This is a genomic window from Pseudomonas sp. MF4836 (assembly GCF_002018875.1).
In the GTDB taxonomy this organism is placed as follows: Bacteria; Pseudomonadota; Gammaproteobacteria; order Pseudomonadales; family Pseudomonadaceae; genus Aquipseudomonas.
This window is the reverse complement of the sequence record NZ_MVOL01000008.1, coordinates 16,546-34,436: the sequence shown is the minus strand read 5'-3', so window position 1 is coordinate 34,436 and position 17,891 is coordinate 16,546. Positions and strand designations below refer to the sequence as shown.

31 protein-coding genes are annotated in these 17,891 nt (G+C 54.4%); all 31 read right to left on the bottom strand.

The features are described from left to right. Window positions 1–31: 31 nt before the first annotated feature. Window positions 32–1,033: a DNA-directed RNA polymerase subunit alpha gene (locus MF4836_RS19075; RefSeq protein WP_003176403.1), complete on the bottom strand. Its 1,002-nt coding sequence runs from the start codon at window positions 1,031–1,033 to the stop codon at window positions 32–34. Window positions 1,034–1,055: 22 nt separating this feature from the next. Then, window positions 1,056–1,676, bottom strand: a complete 621-nt coding sequence (gene rpsD / locus MF4836_RS19070; RefSeq protein ID WP_003210056.1) for a 30S ribosomal protein S4 — start codon at window positions 1,674–1,676, stop codon at window positions 1,056–1,058. Window positions 1,677–1,694: 18 nt separating this feature from the next. Continuing rightward, window positions 1,695–2,084 carry a 30S ribosomal protein S11 gene (rpsK, locus tag MF4836_RS19065; RefSeq protein WP_007924177.1) on the bottom strand — a complete coding sequence of 130 codons (390 nt, stop codon included), beginning with the start codon at window positions 2,082–2,084 and terminating at the stop codon, window positions 1,695–1,697. 30 nt (window positions 2,085–2,114) lie between these two features. After that, entirely contained in the window at window positions 2,115–2,471 is a 357-nt protein-coding gene (gene rpsM / locus MF4836_RS19060) for a 30S ribosomal protein S13 (protein ID WP_020297854.1), read from the bottom strand. 130 nt (window positions 2,472–2,601) lie between these two features. Further along, window positions 2,602–2,718 carry a 50S ribosomal protein L36 gene (rpmJ, locus tag MF4836_RS19055; protein ID WP_002555468.1) on the bottom strand — a complete coding sequence of 39 codons (117 nt, stop codon included), beginning with the start codon at window positions 2,716–2,718 and terminating at the stop codon, window positions 2,602–2,604. 24 nt (window positions 2,719–2,742) lie between these two features. Further along, a complete protein-coding gene (secY, locus tag MF4836_RS19050; protein WP_007924182.1) occupies window positions 2,743–4,071 on the bottom strand; it encodes a preprotein translocase subunit SecY in 1,329 nt (442 codons plus the stop codon). Further along, on the bottom strand, window positions 4,072–4,509 hold the full coding sequence (gene rplO, locus MF4836_RS19045; protein ID WP_020297853.1) for a 50S ribosomal protein L15: 438 nt from the start codon (window positions 4,507–4,509) through the stop codon (window positions 4,072–4,074). A gap of 3 nt (window positions 4,510–4,512) precedes the next feature. Continuing rightward, a complete protein-coding gene (gene rpmD / locus MF4836_RS19040; RefSeq protein WP_003176408.1) occupies window positions 4,513–4,689 on the bottom strand; it encodes a 50S ribosomal protein L30 in 177 nt (58 codons plus the stop codon). A gap of 2 nt (window positions 4,690–4,691) precedes the next feature. Then, window positions 4,692–5,192, bottom strand: a complete 501-nt coding sequence (rpsE, locus tag MF4836_RS19035) for a 30S ribosomal protein S5 (RefSeq protein WP_078471565.1) — start codon at window positions 5,190–5,192, stop codon at window positions 4,692–4,694. 3 nt (window positions 5,193–5,195) lie between these two features. Further along, entirely contained in the window at window positions 5,196–5,546 is a 351-nt protein-coding gene (rplR, locus tag MF4836_RS19030; RefSeq protein ID WP_003186037.1) for a 50S ribosomal protein L18, read from the bottom strand. A 10-nt stretch (window positions 5,547–5,556) separates the two neighbouring features. Then, window positions 5,557–6,090, bottom strand: a complete 534-nt coding sequence (gene rplF, locus MF4836_RS19025; RefSeq protein ID WP_007896774.1) for a 50S ribosomal protein L6 — start codon at window positions 6,088–6,090, stop codon at window positions 5,557–5,559. Between the two features lie 12 nt (window positions 6,091–6,102). Further along, window positions 6,103–6,495, bottom strand: a complete 393-nt coding sequence (rpsH, locus tag MF4836_RS19020) for a 30S ribosomal protein S8 (protein WP_017848802.1) — start codon at window positions 6,493–6,495, stop codon at window positions 6,103–6,105. Window positions 6,496–6,704: 209 nt separating this feature from the next. Next, on the bottom strand, window positions 6,705–7,010 hold the full coding sequence (gene rpsN / locus MF4836_RS19015; RefSeq protein ID WP_020297852.1) for a 30S ribosomal protein S14: 306 nt from the start codon (window positions 7,008–7,010) through the stop codon (window positions 6,705–6,707). A 13-nt stretch (window positions 7,011–7,023) separates the two neighbouring features. Then, window positions 7,024–7,563 (bottom strand): 50S ribosomal protein L5, encoded by a 540-nt coding sequence (rplE, locus tag MF4836_RS19010; protein ID WP_003210069.1) that lies wholly within the window; start codon window positions 7,561–7,563, stop codon window positions 7,024–7,026. Between the two features lie 20 nt (window positions 7,564–7,583). Next, window positions 7,584–7,898, bottom strand: a complete 315-nt coding sequence (gene rplX, locus MF4836_RS19005; protein ID WP_007896770.1) for a 50S ribosomal protein L24 — start codon at window positions 7,896–7,898, stop codon at window positions 7,584–7,586. Window positions 7,899–7,909: 11 nt separating this feature from the next. After that, window positions 7,910–8,278, bottom strand: coding sequence for a 50S ribosomal protein L14 (rplN, locus tag MF4836_RS19000; RefSeq protein WP_002555479.1), 369 nt, complete (start codon window positions 8,276–8,278; stop codon window positions 7,910–7,912). Between the two features lie 23 nt (window positions 8,279–8,301). Beyond that, window positions 8,302–8,568, bottom strand: coding sequence for a 30S ribosomal protein S17 (rpsQ, locus tag MF4836_RS18995; protein ID WP_003176419.1), 267 nt, complete (start codon window positions 8,566–8,568; stop codon window positions 8,302–8,304). Between the two features lie 2 nt (window positions 8,569–8,570). Continuing rightward, window positions 8,571–8,762, bottom strand: a complete 192-nt coding sequence (gene rpmC, locus MF4836_RS18990; RefSeq protein WP_002555481.1) for a 50S ribosomal protein L29 — start codon at window positions 8,760–8,762, stop codon at window positions 8,571–8,573. Beyond that, entirely contained in the window at window positions 8,762–9,175 is a 414-nt protein-coding gene (gene rplP, locus MF4836_RS18985; RefSeq protein WP_019409905.1) for a 50S ribosomal protein L16, read from the bottom strand. Before rplP ends, rpmC begins: the two co-directional genes overlap by 1 nt. 12 nt (window positions 9,176–9,187) lie before the next feature. Further along, window positions 9,188–9,874, bottom strand: a complete 687-nt coding sequence (gene rpsC / locus MF4836_RS18980) for a 30S ribosomal protein S3 (protein ID WP_003176422.1) — start codon at window positions 9,872–9,874, stop codon at window positions 9,188–9,190. A gap of 13 nt (window positions 9,875–9,887) precedes the next feature. Further along, window positions 9,888–10,220 (bottom strand): 50S ribosomal protein L22, encoded by a 333-nt coding sequence (rplV, locus tag MF4836_RS18975; RefSeq protein WP_003103908.1) that lies wholly within the window; start codon window positions 10,218–10,220, stop codon window positions 9,888–9,890. Between the two features lie 13 nt (window positions 10,221–10,233). After that, the gene (rpsS, locus tag MF4836_RS18970; protein WP_002555486.1) at window positions 10,234–10,509 is read right to left on the bottom strand and encodes a 30S ribosomal protein S19; all 276 of its coding nucleotides are present in this window, start codon (window positions 10,507–10,509) and stop codon (window positions 10,234–10,236) included. A 16-nt stretch (window positions 10,510–10,525) separates the two neighbouring features. After that, entirely contained in the window at window positions 10,526–11,350 is an 825-nt protein-coding gene (gene rplB / locus MF4836_RS18965; protein WP_003210080.1) for a 50S ribosomal protein L2, read from the bottom strand. Window positions 11,351–11,364: 14 nt separating this feature from the next. Then, window positions 11,365–11,664, bottom strand: a complete 300-nt coding sequence (rplW, locus tag MF4836_RS18960) for a 50S ribosomal protein L23 (RefSeq protein WP_078471564.1) — start codon at window positions 11,662–11,664, stop codon at window positions 11,365–11,367. After that, window positions 11,661–12,263 (bottom strand): 50S ribosomal protein L4, encoded by a 603-nt coding sequence (gene rplD / locus MF4836_RS18955; protein WP_020297850.1) that lies wholly within the window; start codon window positions 12,261–12,263, stop codon window positions 11,661–11,663. The genes rplW and rplD overlap by 4 nt, the downstream gene beginning before the upstream one ends. Window positions 12,264–12,275: 12 nt before the next feature. Then, on the bottom strand, window positions 12,276–12,911 hold the full coding sequence (gene rplC, locus MF4836_RS18950) for a 50S ribosomal protein L3 (RefSeq protein ID WP_007253310.1): 636 nt from the start codon (window positions 12,909–12,911) through the stop codon (window positions 12,276–12,278). 80 nt (window positions 12,912–12,991) lie between these two features. After that, the gene (gene rpsJ / locus MF4836_RS18945) at window positions 12,992–13,303 is read right to left on the bottom strand and encodes a 30S ribosomal protein S10 (RefSeq protein WP_003186070.1); all 312 of its coding nucleotides are present in this window, start codon (window positions 13,301–13,303) and stop codon (window positions 12,992–12,994) included. Between the two features lie 151 nt (window positions 13,304–13,454). Further along, a complete protein-coding gene (gene tuf / locus MF4836_RS18940; RefSeq protein WP_008145495.1) occupies window positions 13,455–14,648 on the bottom strand; it encodes an elongation factor Tu in 1,194 nt (397 codons plus the stop codon). 30 nt (window positions 14,649–14,678) lie between these two features. Beyond that, the gene (gene fusA, locus MF4836_RS18935) at window positions 14,679–16,781 is read right to left on the bottom strand and encodes an elongation factor G (protein ID WP_020297849.1); all 2,103 of its coding nucleotides are present in this window, start codon (window positions 16,779–16,781) and stop codon (window positions 14,679–14,681) included. Between the two features lie 30 nt (window positions 16,782–16,811). Continuing rightward, on the bottom strand, window positions 16,812–17,282 hold the full coding sequence (rpsG, locus tag MF4836_RS18930; RefSeq protein WP_002555493.1) for a 30S ribosomal protein S7: 471 nt from the start codon (window positions 17,280–17,282) through the stop codon (window positions 16,812–16,814). Window positions 17,283–17,401: 119 nt separating this feature from the next. Next, complete coding sequence (gene rpsL / locus MF4836_RS18925) at window positions 17,402–17,773, bottom strand: 30S ribosomal protein S12 (RefSeq protein WP_002555494.1); 372 nt, start codon at window positions 17,771–17,773, stop codon at window positions 17,402–17,404. Window positions 17,774–17,891: the final 118 nt, after the last annotated feature.

Below are 17,891 nucleotides of genomic sequence, written 5' to 3'. Positions count from 1 at the left end.
TACCAAACACAACGTTCGGTGATTACGACGATCAGGCAGTCGCCTTGTCGTCCTTCTTAAGACTTGCAGGCGGCCAGTTGTCGAGGCGCATGCCGAGGGACAGACCGCGGGAGGCCAGAACGTCCTTGATTTCGGTCAAGGATTTCTTGCCAAGGTTCGGAGTCTTCAACAGTTCTACTTCGGTACGCTGAATCAGGTCGCCGATGTAGTAAATGTTTTCCGCCTTAAGGCAGTTAGCCGAACGTACAGTCAGTTCCAGATCGTCAACCGGGCGAAGCAGGATCGGATCGATCTCGTCTTCTTGCTCGATTACCACTGGCTCACTGTCACCTTTGAGGTCGACGAACGCAGCCAACTGCTGTTGCAGAATGGTTGCAGCACGACGGATAGCCTCTTCAGGATCCAGGGTACCGTTGGTTTCCAGATCAATAACCAGCTTGTCCAGGTTAGTACGCTGCTCGACACGGGCGTTTTCCACCACGTATGCGATACGGCGAACCGGGCTGAACGAAGAGTCAAGCTGCAAGCGACCGATGCTGCGGCTTTCGTCTTCATCGCTCTGACGCGAGTCTGCCGGTTCATAACCACGACCACGAGCTACGGTGAGCTTCATGTTCAGGGCGCCGTTAGACGCCAGGTTAGCGATTACGTGATCGGGGTTAACGATCTCGACATCATGATCCAGCTGAATATCGGCAGCGGTAACCACCCCCGAACCCTTCTTCGACAAGGTCAGCGTAACTTCGTCACGGCCGTGCAGCTTGATAGCCAGACCTTTAAGGTTCAACAGGATTTCAATTACGTCTTCCTGTACACCTTCGATGGCGCTGTACTCGTGGAGCACACCGTCAATCTCGGCCTCGACTACTGCACAGCCGGGCATTGAGGACAACAGGATGCGGCGCAGCGCGTTGCCCAGGGTGTGGCCAAAACCACGCTCGAGAGGCTCGAGAGTGATCTTGGCGCGGGTTGGACTGACAACCTGCACATCAATATGGCGGGGTGTCAGGAACTCATTTACCGAAATCTGCATGGATGCACCTATTTTCTAGCCCTTACTTGGAGTAGAGCTCGACAATCAGGCTTTCGTTGATGTCGGCGGACAGATCACTGCGAGCTGGAACGTTCTTGAAAACGCCCGACTTCTTCTCAGTGTCTACTTCTACCCATTCTACGCGGCCACGTTGGGCACACAGATCGAGAGCTTGGACAATGCGAAGTTGGTTCTTTGCTTTCTCGCGAATCGCGACCACGTCACCAGCACGAACCTGGTACGACGGGACGTTAACGGTCTGGCCGTTTACGCTAACGGATTTGTGCGATACCAGCTGACGGGATTCGGCACGAGTAGAGCCAAAACCCATACGGTATACAACGTTGTCCAGACGGCATTCGAGCAGTTGCAGCAGGTTTTCACCGGTTGCACCTTTCTTGCCAGCAGCTTCTTTGTAGTAGCCGCTGAACTGACGCTCGAGAACGCCGTAGATACGACGGACCTTCTGCTTTTCACGCAGTTGGGTGCCGTAGTCGGACTGGCGACCGCGGCGTTGGCCGTGGATACCAGGTGCTGCTTCGATGTTGCACTTAGATTCGATAGCGCGCACGCCGCTCTTCAGGAAGAGATCGGTGCCTTCGCGACGAGCCAGTTTGCATTTTGGACCAATGTAACGAGCCATTCTTTACAATCTCCTGGATTACACGCGGCGCTTCTTCGGCGGACGGCACCCGTTGTGCGGGATTGGCGTCACGTCGGTGATGCTGGCGATCTTGTAGCCACAGCCGTTCAAAGCGCGGACTGCAGATTCACGACCTGGACCTGGACCCTTGACGTTAACGTCGAGGTTTTTCAGGCCGTATTCCAGCGCAGCTTGACCAGCACGTTCAGCAGCTACTTGAGCAGCGAACGGGGTGGACTTGCGAGAACCGCGGAAACCCGAACCACCGGAGGTTGCCCAGGAAAGAGCGTTACCTTGACGGTCGGTGATGGTCACGATGGTGTTGTTGAAAGACGCGTGGATGTGGGCGATGCCATCAACCACTGTCTTTTTAATCTTTTTACGAGGACGAGCAGCAGGTTTTGCCATGACTAAATTCCTGTCGATTCGCTGGTGCGATTACTTGCGGATCGGCTTACGCGGACCTTTGCGAGTACGCGCGTTGGTCTTGGTACGCTGACCGCGCACTGGAAGACCACGACGATGGCGCAGACCGCGGTAGCAGCCCAGATCCATCAAGCGTTTGATTTTCATGTTGATTTCGCGACGCAGGTCACCTTCAGTGGTGAACTTCGACACTTCGCCACGCAGCTGTTCAATTTGCTCGTCGCTCAGATCTTTGATCTTTGCCGCTGGGTTTACCCCAGTCACTGCACAGATTTTCTGCGCAGTAGTGCGACCAACACCATAGATGTAGGTCAGCGAGATAACAGTATGCTTGTTATCTGGAATGTTAACGCCTGCAATACGGGCCATTCAGTGGGACTCCAATTGACAGCTACCTACGCCCCGGAAGCCAAGAAATAGGGCGCGAGATAATATCGCTGTAATAACAAATAATCAACCCAGCAGCGCACTAGCTGCTGGGCTTGAAGCACAATCACACTCAGCCTTGGCGCTGTTTGTGACGCGGTTCCGCGCTGCAAATTACTCGAACAACACCTTCGCGGCGAATAATCTTGCAGTTACGGCACAGCTTTTTCACCGATGCACGAACTTTCATCACCAACTCCTCGAACCTTATGGGTCAGCGCAGCATGCCGCTGCCGTAACCCTTCAGGTTGGCTTTCTTCATCAGGGATTCGTACTGGTGCGAAACGAGGTGCGATTGTACTTGGGACATGAAGTCCATAACAACCACGACCACGATCAGCAACGAGGTCCCGCCAAGGTAGAACGGAACGTTTGCTGCAACCACCAGGAACTGGGGCAACAGGCAGACGGCCGTCATATATAGAGCACCGAACATGGTCAAGCGAGTCAAAACGCCATCAATATAGCGCGCAGACTGCTCACCTGGACGGATACCCGGAATAAAGGCACCGGACTTCTTCAGGTTTTCCGCTACGTCTTTCGGATTGAACATCAACGCCGTATAGAAGAAGCAGAAGAAAATAATCCCTGCACTAAACAGCAGAATATTCAACGGCTGACCAGGAGCGATCGACTGCGAGATGTCCTGCAACCAGCCCATACCTTCAGACTGACCGAACCAGGCACCCAACGAAGCCGGGAACAGCAAAATGCTGCTCGCGAAGATAGCAGGAATAACACCGGCCATATTCACTTTCAGCGGCAAGTGGCTAGTCTGCGCAGCAAAAACCTTGCGGCCCTGCTGACGCTTGGCGTAGTGAACAGCAATACGACGCTGACCACGCTCAATGAACACCACAAAACCGATAATCGCTACTGCCAGCAAACCGATAGCAACCAGGGCGAAGATGTTGATATCACCCTGACGTGCAGACTCGAAAGACTGCCCAATTGCCCTCGGAAGACCGGCAACGATACCTGCGAAAATCAACATCGAGATACCGTTACCAACACCACGCTCAGTAATCTGCTCACCCAGCCACATCATGAACATCGCACCAGCCACAAAAGTGGATACCGCGACGAAATGGAAGCCAAAGTCACCAGTGAACGCAACGCCCTGCCCAGCCAGACCAACGGACATGCCGATAGCCTGAACCAGAGCGAGGACAACGGTGCCGTAGCGGGTGTACTGGCTAATCTTGCGACGGCCAGCTTCACCTTCCTTCTTCAACTGCTCCAGCTGCGGGCTGACGGCGGTCATCAGCTGCATGATGATCGATGCCGAAATGTACGGCATGATCCCCAGTGCAAAGATGCTCATCCGCTCCAGCGCGCCGCCGGAAAACATGTTGAACAAGCTAAGAATGGTCCCCTCATTCTGTCGAAACAGGTCCGCGAGTCGGTCCGGGTTGATACCTGGAACCGGGATGTGTGCGCCTATTCGGTAGACGATAATCGCCAGGAACAGAAAACGCAGACGAGCCCAGAGTTCAGACATACCGCCTTTGCCGAGCGCAGAGAGAGCACCTTGCTTAGCCATTTATTCCTCGAACTTGCCGCCAGCTGCTTCGATAGCCGCACGCGCACCTTTGGTGGCGCCGATTCCCTTTCCGATGGTGACAGCGCGAGTAACTTCGCCGGACAGCATGATTTTCACACGCTGAACGTTGACGTTGATCACGTTGGCATCTTTCAGGGACTGCACGGTGACGATGTCGCCATCCACTTTAGCCAGTTCGGACAGACGCACTTCTGCGCGATCCATGGCTTTCAGGGAAACGAAACCGAATTTCGGCAGGCGACGATGCAGCGGCTGTTGGCCGCCTTCAAAGCCTGGAGCGATAGTGCCACCGGAGCGGGAGCTTTGACCTTTGTGGCCACGGCCACCGGTCTTACCCAAACCACTACCGATACCACGGCCCGGACGATGCTTTTCGCGACGGGAACCCGGCGCTGGACTCAGATCATTGAGTTTCATCGATTAACCCTCTACACGCAGCATGTAGTAAGCCTTGTTGATCATCCCGCGATTCTCGGGAGTATCCTGGACTTCTACAGTGTGACCGATGCGACGCAGACCCAAACCCTTAACGCACAGTTTGTGGTTAGGGATGCGGCCGGTCATGCTTTTGATCAGCGTTACTTTTACGGTAGCCATGATCAGAAGATCTCCTTGACACTTTTGCCGCGCTTGGCAGCAATGGATTCAGGAGACTGCATTGCTTTCAAACCTTTGAAAGTGGCGTGAACCACGTTTACCGGGTTAGTCGAGCCGTAGCACTTGGCCAGAACGTTCTGAACGCCAGCAACTTCGAGGACGGCACGCATAGCGCCGCCAGCGATGATACCGGTACCTTCAGAAGCAGGCTGCATGTACACCTTCGAAGCGCCGTGAGCGGACTTCATTGCGTACTGCAGAGTGTTGCCGTTCAGATCAACTTGGATCATGTTGCGGCGAGCAGCTTCCATTGCCTTCTGGATCGCAGCAGGCACTTCACGCGACTTGCCACGGCCGAAGCCAACACGGCCCTTACCATCACCAACCACGGTCAACGCGGTGAAAGTGAAGATACGGCCGCCTTTAACGGTTTTGGCTACGCGGTTAACTTGAACCAGCTTCTCAATGTAGCCTTCGTCGCGCTTTTGGTCGTTATTTGACATAACTTAGAACTCCAGCCCAGCTTCACGAGCAGCATCAGCCAGCGCCTTGACGCGGCCGTGGTACTTGAAGCCAGAGCGGTCGAAAGCCACCTGCGAGACGCCAGCGGCTTTTGCACGCGTAGCGACCAGCTGGCCAACCTTAGTGGCCGCGTCGATGTTGCCAGTGGCCCCATCACGCAGTTCTTTATCCAAAGTCGAGGCGCTTGCCAGGACTTTGTTGCCGTCGGCCGAGATGACCTGGGCGTAGATGTGCTGCGACGAGCGGAACACGCAGAGACGCACGACTTCGAGTTCGTGCATTTTCAGGCGTGCTTTGCGAGCGCGACGCAGTCGAGTAACTTTTTTGTCGGTCATTTGCTATGCCCTACTTCTTCTTGGCTTCTTTACGACGGACGACTTCGTCCGCGTAGCGCACACCTTTGCCTTTGTACGGCTCTGGTGGACGGAAGTCGCGGATCTCAGCGGCCACTTGACCTACCAGCTGCTTATCGATGCCCCGGATCAGGATATCGGTCTGGCTAGGAGTCTCAGCGGTGATGCCTTCCGGCAGCTCGTAATCCACTGGGTGCGAGAAGCCAAGGGCCAGGTTCAGCACCGTGCCTTTTGCTTGCGCTTTGTAACCAACACCGACCAGCTGGAGCTTACGCTCGAAGCCTTGGCTTACGCCTTGGACCATGTTGTTTACCAACGCACGAGTGGTACCGGCCATTGCGCGAGTTTGTTGATCGCCATTGCGAGCAGCGAAACGCAGCTCACCAGCTTCTTCAACAATCTCAACGGACGAATGGATGTTCAGTTCGAGAGTGCCCTTGGCACCCTTCACCGAAAGCTGTTGGCCTGCGAATTTGACTTCGACACCGGCTGGCAGCTTAACGGGGTTCTTAGCGACGCGTGACATGCTTATCCCCCCTTAGAACACAGTGCAAAGAACTTCGCCGCCGACACCGGCAGCGCGCGCAGCACGATCCGTCATCACACCTTTGTTGGTGGAGACGATAGACACGCCGAGACCGCCACGAACTTTTGGCAGATCTTCAACGGACTTGTACTGACGCAGGCCTGGACGGCTAACGCGCTTCACTTCCTCGATGACCGGACGGCCTTCGAAGTACTTCAGCTCGATGGACAGCAGTGGTTTGATTTCGCTGCTGATCTGATAACCCGCAATGTAGCCTTCGTCTTTCAGGACTTTGGCAACAGCTACCTTCAACGTGGAAGATGGCATGCTTACGACGGACTTTTCAGCCATCTGGGCATTACGGATTCGAGTTAGCATGTCCGCTAACGGGTCCTGCATACTCATGGGCTAGACGCTCCTAATACAAAAAAATTAGCCTTGCGGCTACTACGTGTCGCCGAGAATCTCCGGGCATAAAAAACACGGGCTCAGGCGAGCCGCGTATCTTAGACATATTCCAGAAATGAAACAAGCCCCAATAGGGGCTTGATCCAGATTCAAGGCCACCGGTGGTCAGGATCTTGCGAACCTGAACACCGAGACTTTGACAGTACTTACCAGCTGGCTTTAACCAGACCTGGTACGTCACCACGCATTGCCGCTTCACGCAGTTTGTTACGGCCGAGGCCGAACTTGCGGTAAACGCCGTGTGGACGACCGGTCAGGCGGCAGCGGTTACGCATGCGCGCAGCGCTTGCGTCACGTGGCTGCTTCTGCAGGGCAACTGTAGCTTCCCAACGTGCTTCTGGACTTGCGTTCAGATCAACGATGATAGCTTTCAGTGCTGCACGCTTTTTGGCGTACTTGGCAACCGTGAGCTGACGCTTCAGCTCGCGATTTTTCATGCTCTTCTTGGCCATTTTCCTACTCCAATCAGTTGCGGAACGGGAATTTGAATGCACGCAGCAGAGCGCGGCCTTCATCATCGTTCTTGGCAGTGGTGGTCAGGGTGATGTCCAGACCGCGGAGAGCATCGATCTTGTCGTAGTCGATTTCCGGGAAAATGATCTGCTCTTTAACGCCCATGCTGTAGTTGCCACGACCATCGAAGGACTTGGCATTCAGGCCGCGGAAGTCGCGAACCCGAGGCAGGGAGATCGACAGCAGACGATCCAGGAACTCGTACATACGCTCACGGCGCAGGGTCACTTTGACGCCGATCGGCCAACCTTCACGGACTTTAAAGCCAGCGATGGATTTCCGAGCGTAGGTCACAACGACTTTCTGGCCGGTGATCTTTTCCAGGTCAGCAACAGCGTGCTCGATGACTTTTTTGTCGCCGATCGCTTCGCCCAGACCCATGTTCAGGGTGATTTTGGTAACGCGCGGAACTTCCATCACGTTCGAAAGCTTAAGTTCTTCCTTAAGTTTCGGTGCGATTTCCTTCCGGTAAATCTCTTTTAGTCGTGCCATGGTCTTCTACCTAGCAGTGTTCAAGCATCAACCGCTTTTTGGGTCGACTTGAAGACACGAATTTTCTTACCGTCTTCTACTTTGAAACCAACGCGGTCAGCCTTGTTGGTTTCGCCGTTGAAGATGGCGACGTTAGAAGCGTGCAGTGGCGCTTCTTTCTCGACGATACCGCCTTGTACGCCCGACATCGGGTTAGGCTTGGTATGACGCTTGACCAGGTTCAGACCACCAACGACCAGACGGTCATCAGCAAGAACCTTCAGCACCTTACCGCGCTTACCTTTGTCTTTGCCGGCGATCACGATGATCTCGTCGTCACGACGAATCTTTTGCATGTCGGATCTCCTTACAGCACTTCTGGGGCGAGCGAGACGATCTTCATGAACTTCTCAGTACGAAGTTCACGGGTCACTGGCCCAAAGATACGGGTGCCGATCGGCTCTTGCTTGTTGTTCAGAAGAACAGCAGCGTTGCCATCAAAGCGGATAATGGAGCCATCTGCACGGCGAACGCCGTGACGAGTGCGGACTACAACAGCAGTCATCACTTGGCCTTTTTTCACTTTACCGCGAGGAATTGCTTCCTTCACGGTAACTTTGATGATGTCACCGATACCAGCGTAACGACGATGGGAGCCACCCAGCACCTTGATGCACATAACGCGGCGAGCGCCGCTGTTATCGGCCACATCGAGCATGGATTGAGTCTGAATCATATAATTTCTCCGACCCCTAGTCCTTAGACTTCCACAGCGCGTTCGAGAACATCAACCAGTGCCCAAGACTTGGTCTTGGCCAGCGGACGAGTTTCACGAATAGTGACTTTGTCGCCGATGTGGCACTGATTGGTTTCGTCGTGCGCGTGCAGCTTAGTCGAACGCTTAACGTATTTACCGTAGATCGGGTGCTTAACGCGACGCTCGATCAAAACGGTGATGGTTTTGTCCATCTTGTCGCTGACAACACGGCCAGTCAGCGTACGGACAGTCTTTTCGGCTTCAGCCATGATCACTTACCTGCCTGCTGGTTGAGCACAGTCTTCACGCGAGCGATGTCACGCTTAACTTGCGAGAGCAGATGAGACTGCCCCAACTGGCCAGTTGCTTTCTGCATACGCAGATTGAACTGGTCGCGCAGCAGGCCGAGCAGTTGCTCGTTCAGCTGCTGTGCGGATTTTTCACGAAGTTCATTCGCTTTCATCACATCACCGTCCGTTTAACAAAGGAGGTGGCGAGCGGCAGCTTTGCAGCAGCCAGGGCGAAAGCCTCACGCGCCAGCTCTTCAGAAACACCCTCGATTTCATACAGGACTTTGCCTGGCTGAATCTGGGCAACCCAGTATTCGACGTTACCCTTACCTTTACCCATCCGAACTTCGAGTGGCTTCTTGGAAATAGGCTTGTCCGGGAATACACGGATCCAGATCTTGCCGCCACGTTTAACGTGACGGGTCAGTGCACGACGCGCTGACTCGATCTGACGAGCGGTGAGACGACCACGAGCTACAGACTTCAGCGCATATTCGCCGAAGCTGACTTTGCTACCGCGCAATGCCAAGCCACGGTTGTGGCCGGTCATCTGCTTGCGGAACTTCGTACGCTTAGGTTGCAACATTTGGCGTACCCCTTACTTAGCAGCTTTTTTACGAGGCGCTGGTGCTTGTGGCTTCAGCTCTTCTTGGCGACCACCAATTACTTCGCCTTTGAAGATCCAAACCTTTACACCGATCACACCATAAGTGGTGTGAGCTTCGTAGTTGGCATAGTCGATGTCGGCACGCAGGGTGTGCAGTGGCACACGACCTTCGCGATACCATTCAGTACGTGCGATTTCAGCACCGCCGAGACGACCGCTCACTTGGATTTTGATGCCTTTGGCACCAATGCGCATGGCGTTCTGTACAGCGCGCTTCATAGCGCGACGGAACATTACACGGCGCTCCAGCTGCTGAGCTACGCTCTGCGCAACCAGCATACCGTCGAGTTCCGGCTTACGGATCTCTTCGATATTGATGTGCACAGGCACACCCATTTGCTTGGTCAGGTCCTGACGCAGTTTCTCAACATCTTCACCTTTCTTCCCGATAACGATACCTGGACGAGCGGTGTGGATGGTGATACGTGCAGTTTGAGCCGGACGATGGATATCGATACGGCTTACGGACGCGCTTTTTAGTTTGTCTTGGAGATACTCACGCACCTTCAGATCAGCGAACAAATAGTCCGCATAAGTCCGACCGTCTGCGTACCAGACGGAGGTGTGCTCCTTGACGATTCCCAGGCGAATGCCAATGGGATGTACTTTCTGACCCATCTCTTCGACTCCGTTACTTGTCAGCAACCTTGACAGTGATATGGCAAGACCGCTTGACGATGCGATCAGCACGGCCTTTGGCACGTGGCATGATGCGCTTCAGCGAACGCCCTTCGTTGACGAAAACGGTGCTGACTTTAAGGTCATCAACGTCTGCGCCTTCGTTATGCTCGGCGTTGGCTACGGCCGACTCCAGCACTTTCTTCATGATCTCGGCGGCTTTCTTACTGCTGAAAGCCAACAGGTTGAGCGCTTCGCCCACCTTCTTCCCGCGGATCTGGTCGGCGACCAAGCGGGCTTTCTGGGCGGAGATTCGAGCGCCCGACAACTTAGCGGCTACTTCCATCGTTCCTTACCCCTTAACGCTTGGCTTTCTTGTCTGCCACGTGCCCACGATAAGTGCGGGTACCGGCAAACTCGCCCAGTTTGTGGCCGACCATGTCTTCGTTCACGAGAACTGGAACATGTTGACGACCGTTGTGTACTGCGATGGTCAGACCGACCATTTGTGGCAGGATCATGGAACGGCGCGACCAGGTCTTAACTGGTTTGCGATCGTTCTTTTCCGCCGCCACTTCGATCTTCTTCAGTAGGTGAAGATCAATAAAAGGACCTTTTTTCAGAGAACGTGGCACTGTCGTATCCCTCTATTTACTTGCGACGACGGACGATCATTTTGTCGGTACGCTTATTACCACGAGTCTTCGCGCCCTTAGTCGGGAAGCCCCATGGCGATACCGGATGACGACCACCAGAGGTACGACCTTCACCACCACCGTGTGGGTGGTCAACCGGGTTCATGGCAACACCACGAACGGTTGGGCGAACGCCACGCCAGCGTTTGGCACCAGCTTTACCCAGCGAACGCAGGCTGTGCTCGGAGTTCGAGACTTCACCCAGGGTCGCACGGCATTCAGCCAGGACTTTACGCATTTCACCAGAGCGCAGACGCAGGGTCACGTAGACACCTTCACGAGCGATCAGCTGGGCCGAAGCACCTGCCGAACGAGCGATTTGCGCGCCTTTACCTGGCTTCAGTTCGATGCCGTGTACGGTGCTACCAACTGGAATGTTACGCAGTTGCAGAGCGTTGCCCGGCTTGATCGGCGCCAAGGCACCTGCGATCAGCTGGTCGCCAGCACTCACGCCTTTAGGGGCGATGATGTAGCGGCGCTCGCCGTCTGCGTACAGCAGCAAAGCGATGTGAGCAGTACGGTTTGGATCGTATTCGATACGCTCGACAGTGGCAGCGATGCCATCTTTGTCGTTGCGACGGAAATCGACCAGACGATAATGCTGCTTATGGCCACCACCGATGTGACGAGTGGTAATACGACCATTGTTGTTACGACCACCAGTCTTCGATTTTTTCTCGAGCAGCGGTGCGTGAGGAGCGCCTTTATGCAGCTCCTGGTTGACCACCTTGACCACAAAACGGCGGCCAGGGGAAGTCGGTTTGCATTTAACGATTGCCATGATGCACCCCTTCCTTACTCAGCACTGCTGCTGAAATCGAGATCTTGGCCTGGCTGAAGGGAGATAACTGCCTTCTTCCAGTCATTACGCTTGCCCAGACCGCGAGCAGTGCGCTTGCTCTTACCCAGAACATTCAGGGTAGTAACACGCTCTACTTTCACGCTGAACAGGCATTCGACGGCCTTCTTGATTTCCAGCTTGGTTGCGTCAGTTGCAACCTTGAAAACGAACTGGCCTTTCTTGTCAGCCAGAACCGTAGCCTTCTCGGAAACGTGCGGGCCAAGCAGAACTTTAAATACGCGTTCCTGGTTCATCCCAGCAGCTCCTCGAATTTCTTCACGGCCGACACGGTGATCAACACCTTGTCGTATGCGATCAGACTAACTGGATCGGAACCTTGCACGTCACGTACATCAACGTGTGGCAGGTTACGAGCAGCCAGGTACAGGTTCTGATCAACTACTTCAGACACGATCAAGACGTCAGTCAGGCCCATGCCGGTCAGTTTGTTCAGCAGATCTTTGGTCTTCGGTGCATCAACAGCGAAGTCCTGAACCACAACCAGACGATCAGTACGCACGAGTTCAGCAAGGATGGAGCGCAGTGCTGCGCGATACATCTTCTTGTTGAGCTTCTGAGTGTGATCCTGTGGACGAGCTGCGAAAGTGGTACCGCCGCCACGCCAGATTGGGCTACGGATAGTACCGGCACGAGCACGGCCAGTACCTTTCTGACGCCATGGGCGCTTACCGCCACCACGAACGTCGGAACGGGTCTTTTGCTGCTTGCTACCTTGACGGCCGCCGGCCATGTAGGCCACGACTGCTTGGTGAACCAGCGTCTCGTTGAATTCGCCGCCAAATGTCAGTTCGGAAACTTCGATCGCTTGAGCGTCATTTACATTTAATTGCATGTCAGCTTCCCCTTAACCGCGAGCCTTGGCTGCTGGACGTACAACCAAGTTGCCGCCAGTAGCGCCAGGAACAGCGCCCTTGACCAACAACAGATTGCGTTCAGCGTCCACGCGCACTACTTCAAGGGACTGCACGGTCACGCGCTCAGCGCCCATATGACCGGACATTTTCTTGCCCTTGAATACACGACCAGGAGTCTGGCACTGGCCGATAGAGCCTGGAACGCGGTGGGACACGGAGTTACCGTGGGTATTATCTTGCCCGCGGAAGTTCCAACGCTTGATCGTACCCTGGAAGCCTTTACCTTTGGACTGACCGGTTACATCAACCAGTTGACCAGCAGCGAAGATTTCAGCGTTGATCAGATCGCCGGCCTGGTAGTCGCCTTCTTCAAGACGGAATTCCATTACGGTACGACCAGCGGCAACGTTCGCCTTGGCGAAGTGGCCAGCTTGAGCAGCTGTAACACGCGAAGCACGACGCTCGCCTACAGTGACTTGCACTGCACGATAGCCATCGGTCTCTTCAGTTTTGAACTGGGTGACGCGATTCGGCTCGATCTCAATGACCGTGACCGGAATGGAGACACCTTCTTCGGTGAAAATACGGGTCATACCGCATTTACGACCGACTACACCAATAGTCATGTTGTAAACCTCATGAGTGTACGGGGCTTTCACCCGCTATGGCCGCCCATTTCAGAGCGTTACACGACTAAGACCGAGTCTTAGCCGAGGCTGATCTGCACTTCCACACCGGCCGCAAGATCAAGCTTCATAAGAGCATCAACGGTTTTATCCGTTGGCTGGACGATGTCCAGAACGCGCTTATGAGTACGGATCTCGTACTGGTCACGCGCGTCTTTGTTGACGTGCGGGGAGACCAGAACGGTGAACCGCTCTTTACGGGTAGGCAGTGGAATTGGACCACGCACTTGAGCACCAGTACGTTTCGCGGTTTCCACGATTTCCTGGGTGGATTGGTCGATCAGGCGATGGTCAAAAGCCTTCAACCTGATACGGATTTGCTGATTTTGCATTGGATTTCAGACTCCGGCTGCTATTCCCACCGAGCGCAATACGCCCGTTAAAAGGAGGCGCAATTCTATAGACGGGCCAACAGAGTGTCAACCCAATAAAAAACCCCCGCCAGCGGAGACCGCTAGCGAGGGCTTTTTAATCAATCAACGCTTAGGCGATGATTTTGGCTACGACGCCAGCGCCGACGGTACGACCGCCTTCACGAATAGCGAAACGCAGACCATCTTCCATTGCGATGGTTTTGATCAGGGTGACAACCATTTTGATGTTGTCGCCTGGCATTACCATTTCAACGCCTTCCGGCAGTTCGCAGTTACCGGTCACGTCAGTGGTCCGGAAGTAGAACTGTGGACGGTAGCCTTTGAAGAACGGAGTGTGACGACCGCCTTCTTCTTTGCTCAGCACGTACACTTCAGCTTCGAAGGTAGTGTGCGGCTTAACCGAACCTGGCTTGACCAGAACCTGGCCACGCTCTACGTCGTCACGCTTGGTGCCGCGCAGCAGCACGCCGCAGTTCTCGCCAGCACGACCTTCGTCGAGCAGCTTACGGAACATTTCAACACCGGTGCAGGTGGTGACAGTAGTGTCACGCAGACCAACGATTTCCAGTGGATCCTGAACCTTGACGATACCGCGCTCGATACGGCCAGTTACAACAGTACCGCGACCGGAGATCGAGAATACGTCTTCGATTGGCATCAGGAACGGCTTGTCGATAACACGAACTGGATCTGGAATGTAGCTGTCCAGAGTCTCAACCAGTTTACGAACGGCAGTGGTGCCCATTTCGTTGTCGTCTTGGCCGTTCAGAGCCATCAGAGCGGAACCGATGATGATCGGAGTGTCGTCACCTGGGAAGTCGTAAGTGCTCAGCAGATCGCGCACTTCCATCTCAACCAGTTCCAGCAGCTCAGCGTCGTCAACCATGTCAGCCTTGTTCAGGAAGACAACGATGTACGGAACGCCAACCTGACGGGACAGCAGGATGTGCTCACGGGTTTGTGGCATCGGACCATCAGCGGCCGAGCAAACCAGGATAGCGCCGTCCATCTGAGCAGCACCGGTGATCATGTTCTTCACATAGTCAGCGTGACCTGGGCAGTCAACGTGAGCGTAGTGACGGATCAGCGAGTTGTATTCAACGTGCGCGGTGTTGATGGTGATACCACGAGCCTTCTCTTCTGGAGCGCTGTCGATCTTGTCGAAAGCAACAACAGCCGAACCGAAAACTTCGGAGCAGACGCGAGTCAGAGCAGCGGTCAGCGTGGTTTTACCGTGGTCAACGTGACCAATGGTGCCAACGTTGACGTGCGGGAGGGTACGGTCAAATTTTTCTTTAGCCACGACAATTAACTCCTTGCCTAAAGGACTGAATCAGCCTTGTTTTTTGGTGACAGTTTCGACGATGTGCGCCGGAGCTGTATCGTATTTTTTGAATTCCATAGAGTAGCTTGCGCGACCCTGGGACATGGAACGGACGTCGGTCGCATAACCGAACATCTCACCCAGCGGAACCTCGGCGCGAATAACCTTGCCGGATACCGTGTCTTCCATACCCTGGATCATGCCACGACGACGGTTAAGGTCGCCCATCACATCACCCATATAGTCTTCAGGCGTAACAACCTCTACCGCCATGATCGGCTCAAGCAGCTCACCACCACCTTTGGTAGCCAATTGCTTGGTAGCCATGGAAGCAGCAACCTTAAACGCCATCTCATTGGAGTCGACGTCATGGTAAGAACCATCGAACACGGTAGCCTTCAGGCCGATCAGCGGATAGCCGGCAACAACGCCGTTCTTCATCTGCTCTTCGATACCCTTCTGGATTGCCGGGATGTATTCCTTAGGAACCACACCACCAACAACTTCGTTCAGGAATTGCAGACCTTCCTGACCTTCGTCAGCAGGAGCAAAACGAATCCAGCAATGGCCGAACTGGCCACGACCGCCGGACTGACGAACGAACTTACCTTCGATCTCACAGCTCTTCGTGATGCGCTCACGATAGGAAACCTGAGGCTTACCGATGTTGGCTTCGACGTTGAACTCACGGCGCATCCGGTCAACCAGGATGTCCAGGTGCAACTCGCCCATGCCGGAGATGATCGTCTGACCAGTCTCTTCATCAGTTTTGACGCGGAAAGATGGATCTTCCTGAGCAAGCTTGCCCAGAGCGATACCCATTTTTTCCTGGTCATCCTTGGTCTTAGGCTCAACGGCAACCGAAATAACCGGCTCCGGGAAGTCCATGCGAACCAGGATGATTGGCTTGTCAGCGGTGCACAAGGTTTCACCAGTGGTGACGTCCTTCATGCCGATCAAGGCCGCGATGTCACCAGCGCGTACTTCCTTGATTTCTTCACGGGCGTTTGCGTGCATTTGCACCATACGACCCACGCGCTCTTTCTTGCCTTTAACCGAGTTGATAACGCCGTCGCCGGAGCTCAACACGCCCGAGTAAACTCGAACGAAGGTCAAAGTACCCACGAATGGGTCAGTAGCAATCTTGAACGCCAGAGCCGAGAACGGCTCGCTGTCGTCTGCATGACGCTCCAGTTCGATAGTCTCGTCATCCGGGTCAGTACCCTTGATGGCAGGAATGTCGACCGGTGCAGGCAGGTAGTCGATAACGGCGTCGAGAACCAGGGGAACACCCTTGTTCTTGAAGGAAGAACCGCAAACAGCCAAGACGATTTCGCCAGCGATAGTACGCTGACGCAGAGCAGCCTTGATTTCTTCGACGGTGAGTTCTTCACCCTCGAGGTACTTGTTCATCAGATCTTCGTTGGCTTCGGCAGCAGCCTCAACCATGTTGCTGCGCCACTCTTCAGCCAGTTCCAGCATATCTGCAGGAATAGCTTCGCGACGTGGCACCATGCCTTTATCAGCATCGTCCCAGTAAACCGCTTCCATGCTCATCAGATCGATCTGACCACGGAAGTTGTCTTCGGAACCGATCGCCAACTGGATAGGCACCGGAGTGTGACCCAGACGCTGTTTGATCTGAGCAACTACACGCAGGAAGTTAGCACCCGCGCGGTCCATCTTGTTTACGTAAACAAGACGTGGAACGCCGTACTTGTTGGCTTGACGCCATACGGTTTCCGACTGAGGCTCAACACCCGAGGTACCGCAGAACACAACTACCGCGCCGTCGAGTACGCGCAGGGAACGCTCAACTTCAATAGTGAAGTCTACGTGGCCCGGGGTATCGATTACGTTGAAACGGTATTTGTCGAACTGCTTGGCAGAACCCTGCCAGAAGGTGGTGATTGCAGCAGAAGTAATGGTAATACCACGCTCCTGCTCCTGCACCATCCAGTCGGTGGTCGCGGCGCCGTCATGCACCTCGCCCATCTTGTGGTTTACGCCGGTGTAAAAAAGGACGCGCTCGGTAGTGGTGGTTTTACCAGCATCCACGTGAGCAACGATACCAATGTTACGGTAGCGGTTAATCGGAGTAGTACGAGCCATAAAGCCCTCGCAAAATTAGTGACGCTGAAATTAGAAGCGGTAGTGCGAGAAAGCTTTGTTAGCTTCGGCCATACGGTGCACGTCTTCACGCTTCTTAACAGCAGCACCTTTACCTTCAGCAGCATCCAACAGTTCGCCAGCCAAACGCAGAGCCATAGACTTCTCGCCGCGCTTACGGGCGAAGTCTACCAACCAGCGCATTGCCAGGGCGTTACGACGGGACGGACGAACTTCGACTGGAACCTGGTAAGTAGCACCGCCTACACGGCGCGACTTCACTTCGACCAGCGGAGCGATGGCGTCGAGAGCTTTCTCGAAGATTTCCAGGGGGTCGCTGTTCTTGCGTTCTTTAACCTTTTCCAGCGCGCCATAAACGATACGCTCGGCAACGGCTTTCTTGCCGCTTTCCATTACGTGGTTCATGAACTTGGCCAGAATTTGGCTTCCGTATTTTGGATCGTCAAGCACTTCGCGCTTGGCTGCTACGCGTCTTCTTGGCATGGATAAGCCCTCAAACGGTCTTCAGGTTCGCTCGGAATCATTGCCCTTTCGGGACGCCTCCGACCTTACTCTTATCGACTCAGAAAATAAGATGATTCAGTTTTTACAAAAAGCCGCTACTACTTAGGCTTCTTGGTACCGTACTTCGAACGACCTTGGTTACGACCTTTAACGCCGGAGGTATCCAGGGAGCCGCGAACGGTGTGGTAACGAACACCTGGCAAGTCTTTTACACGACCGCCGCGGATCAGTACCACGCTGTGCTCTTGCAGGTTGTGGCCTTCACCGCCGATGTACGAGGAAACCTCGAAACCGTTGGTCAGACGCACACGGCATACTTTACGCAGTGCCGAGTTAGGTTTTTTCGGCGTAGTGGTATACACGCGAGTGCACACGCCACGACGTTGCGGGCAGTTCTGCAGCGCAGGCACGTCGGATTTCTCGACGATACGCTTACGCGGCTGACGTACCAGCTGGTTGATAGTTGCCATCTACTAGCTCCACTGTTGTCTTTCGACATAAACAAAATGGCAGAGCACAAGCTCCACCAAATTTAGGGGTACAAGAGTCTAAAGAGGATCTTGTCCCCAGTCAAGGCAAGGCCCCGAC

What these genes read in the sequence shown, in the direction of transcription:
- MF4836_RS19075 (WP_003176403.1), bottom strand. Translation starts at nt 1,033, where the DNA reads ATGCAGATTTCGGTAAATGAGTTCCTGACACCCCGCCATATTGATGTG.
- rpsD (WP_003210056.1), bottom strand. Translation starts at nt 1,676, where the DNA reads ATGGCTCGTTACATTGGTCCAAAATGCAAACTGGCTCGTCGCGAAGGC.
- rpsK (WP_007924177.1), bottom strand. Translation starts at nt 2,084, where the DNA reads ATGGCAAAACCTGCTGCTCGTCCTCGTAAAAAGATTAAAAAGACAGTG.
- rpsM (WP_020297854.1), bottom strand. Translation starts at nt 2,471, where the DNA reads ATGGCCCGTATTGCAGGCGTTAACATTCCAGATAACAAGCATACTGTT.
- rpmJ (WP_002555468.1), bottom strand. Translation starts at nt 2,718, where the DNA reads ATGAAAGTTCGTGCATCGGTGAAAAAGCTGTGCCGTAACTGCAAGATT.
- secY (WP_007924182.1), bottom strand. Translation starts at nt 4,071, where the DNA reads ATGGCTAAGCAAGGTGCTCTCTCTGCGCTCGGCAAAGGCGGTATGTCT.
- rplO (WP_020297853.1), bottom strand. Translation starts at nt 4,509, where the DNA reads ATGAAACTCAATGATCTGAGTCCAGCGCCGGGTTCCCGTCGCGAAAAG.
- rpmD (WP_003176408.1), bottom strand. Translation starts at nt 4,689, where the DNA reads ATGGCTACCGTAAAAGTAACGCTGATCAAAAGCATGACCGGCCGCATC.
- rpsE (WP_078471565.1), bottom strand. Translation starts at nt 5,192, where the DNA reads ATGTCAAATAACGACCAAAAGCGCGACGAAGGCTACATTGAGAAGCTG.
- rplR (WP_003186037.1), bottom strand. Translation starts at nt 5,546, where the DNA reads ATGACCGACAAAAAAGTTACTCGACTGCGTCGCGCTCGCAAAGCACGC.
- rplF (WP_007896774.1), bottom strand. Translation starts at nt 6,090, where the DNA reads ATGTCACGCGTCGCTAAGAACCCCGTTAAGCTGCCAGCCGGTGTCGAA.
- rpsH (WP_017848802.1), bottom strand. Translation starts at nt 6,495, where the DNA reads ATGAGTATGCAGGACCCGTTAGCGGACATGCTAACTCGAATCCGTAAT.
- rpsN (WP_020297852.1), bottom strand. Translation starts at nt 7,010, where the DNA reads ATGGCCAAGAAGAGCATGAAAAATCGCGAGCTGAAGCGTCAGCTCACG.
- rplE (WP_003210069.1), bottom strand. Translation starts at nt 7,563, where the DNA reads ATGGCACGACTAAAAGAGATTTACCGGAAGGAAATCGCACCGAAACTT.
- rplX (WP_007896770.1), bottom strand. Translation starts at nt 7,898, where the DNA reads ATGCAAAAGATTCGTCGTGACGACGAGATCATCGTGATCGCCGGCAAA.
- rplN (WP_002555479.1), bottom strand. Translation starts at nt 8,278, where the DNA reads ATGATTCAGACTCAATCCATGCTCGATGTGGCCGATAACAGCGGCGCT.
- rpsQ (WP_003176419.1), bottom strand. Translation starts at nt 8,568, where the DNA reads ATGGCTGAAGCCGAAAAGACTGTCCGTACGCTGACTGGCCGTGTTGTC.
- rpmC (WP_002555481.1), bottom strand. Translation starts at nt 8,762, where the DNA reads ATGAAAGCGAATGAACTTCGTGAAAAATCCGCACAGCAGCTGAACGAG.
- rplP (WP_019409905.1), bottom strand. Translation starts at nt 9,175, where the DNA reads ATGTTGCAACCTAAGCGTACGAAGTTCCGCAAGCAGATGACCGGCCAC.
- rpsC (WP_003176422.1), bottom strand. Translation starts at nt 9,874, where the DNA reads ATGGGTCAGAAAGTACATCCCATTGGCATTCGCCTGGGAATCGTCAAG.
- rplV (WP_003103908.1), bottom strand. Translation starts at nt 10,220, where the DNA reads ATGGAAGTAGCCGCTAAGTTGTCGGGCGCTCGAATCTCCGCCCAGAAA.
- rplB (WP_003210080.1), bottom strand. Translation starts at nt 11,350, where the DNA reads ATGGCAATCGTTAAATGCAAACCGACTTCCCCTGGCCGCCGTTTTGTG.
- rplW (WP_078471564.1), bottom strand. Translation starts at nt 11,664, where the DNA reads ATGAACCAGGAACGCGTATTTAAAGTTCTGCTTGGCCCGCACGTTTCC.
- rplD (WP_020297850.1), bottom strand. Translation starts at nt 12,263, where the DNA reads ATGCAATTAAATGTAAATGACGCTCAAGCGATCGAAGTTTCCGAACTG.
- rplC (WP_007253310.1), bottom strand. Translation starts at nt 12,911, where the DNA reads ATGACTATTGGTGTAGTCGGTCGTAAATGCGGTATGACCCGTATTTTC.
- rpsJ (WP_003186070.1), bottom strand. Translation starts at nt 13,303, where the DNA reads ATGCAAAATCAGCAAATCCGTATCAGGTTGAAGGCTTTTGACCATCGC.
- fusA (WP_020297849.1), bottom strand. Translation starts at nt 16,781, where the DNA reads ATGGCTCGTACTACTCCGATTAACCGCTACCGTAACATTGGTATCGTT.
- rpsG (WP_002555493.1), bottom strand. Translation starts at nt 17,282, where the DNA reads ATGCCAAGAAGACGCGTAGCAGCCAAGCGCGAAGTGCTTGACGATCCA.
- rpsL (WP_002555494.1), bottom strand. Translation starts at nt 17,773, where the DNA reads ATGGCAACTATCAACCAGCTGGTACGTCAGCCGCGTAAGCGTATCGTC.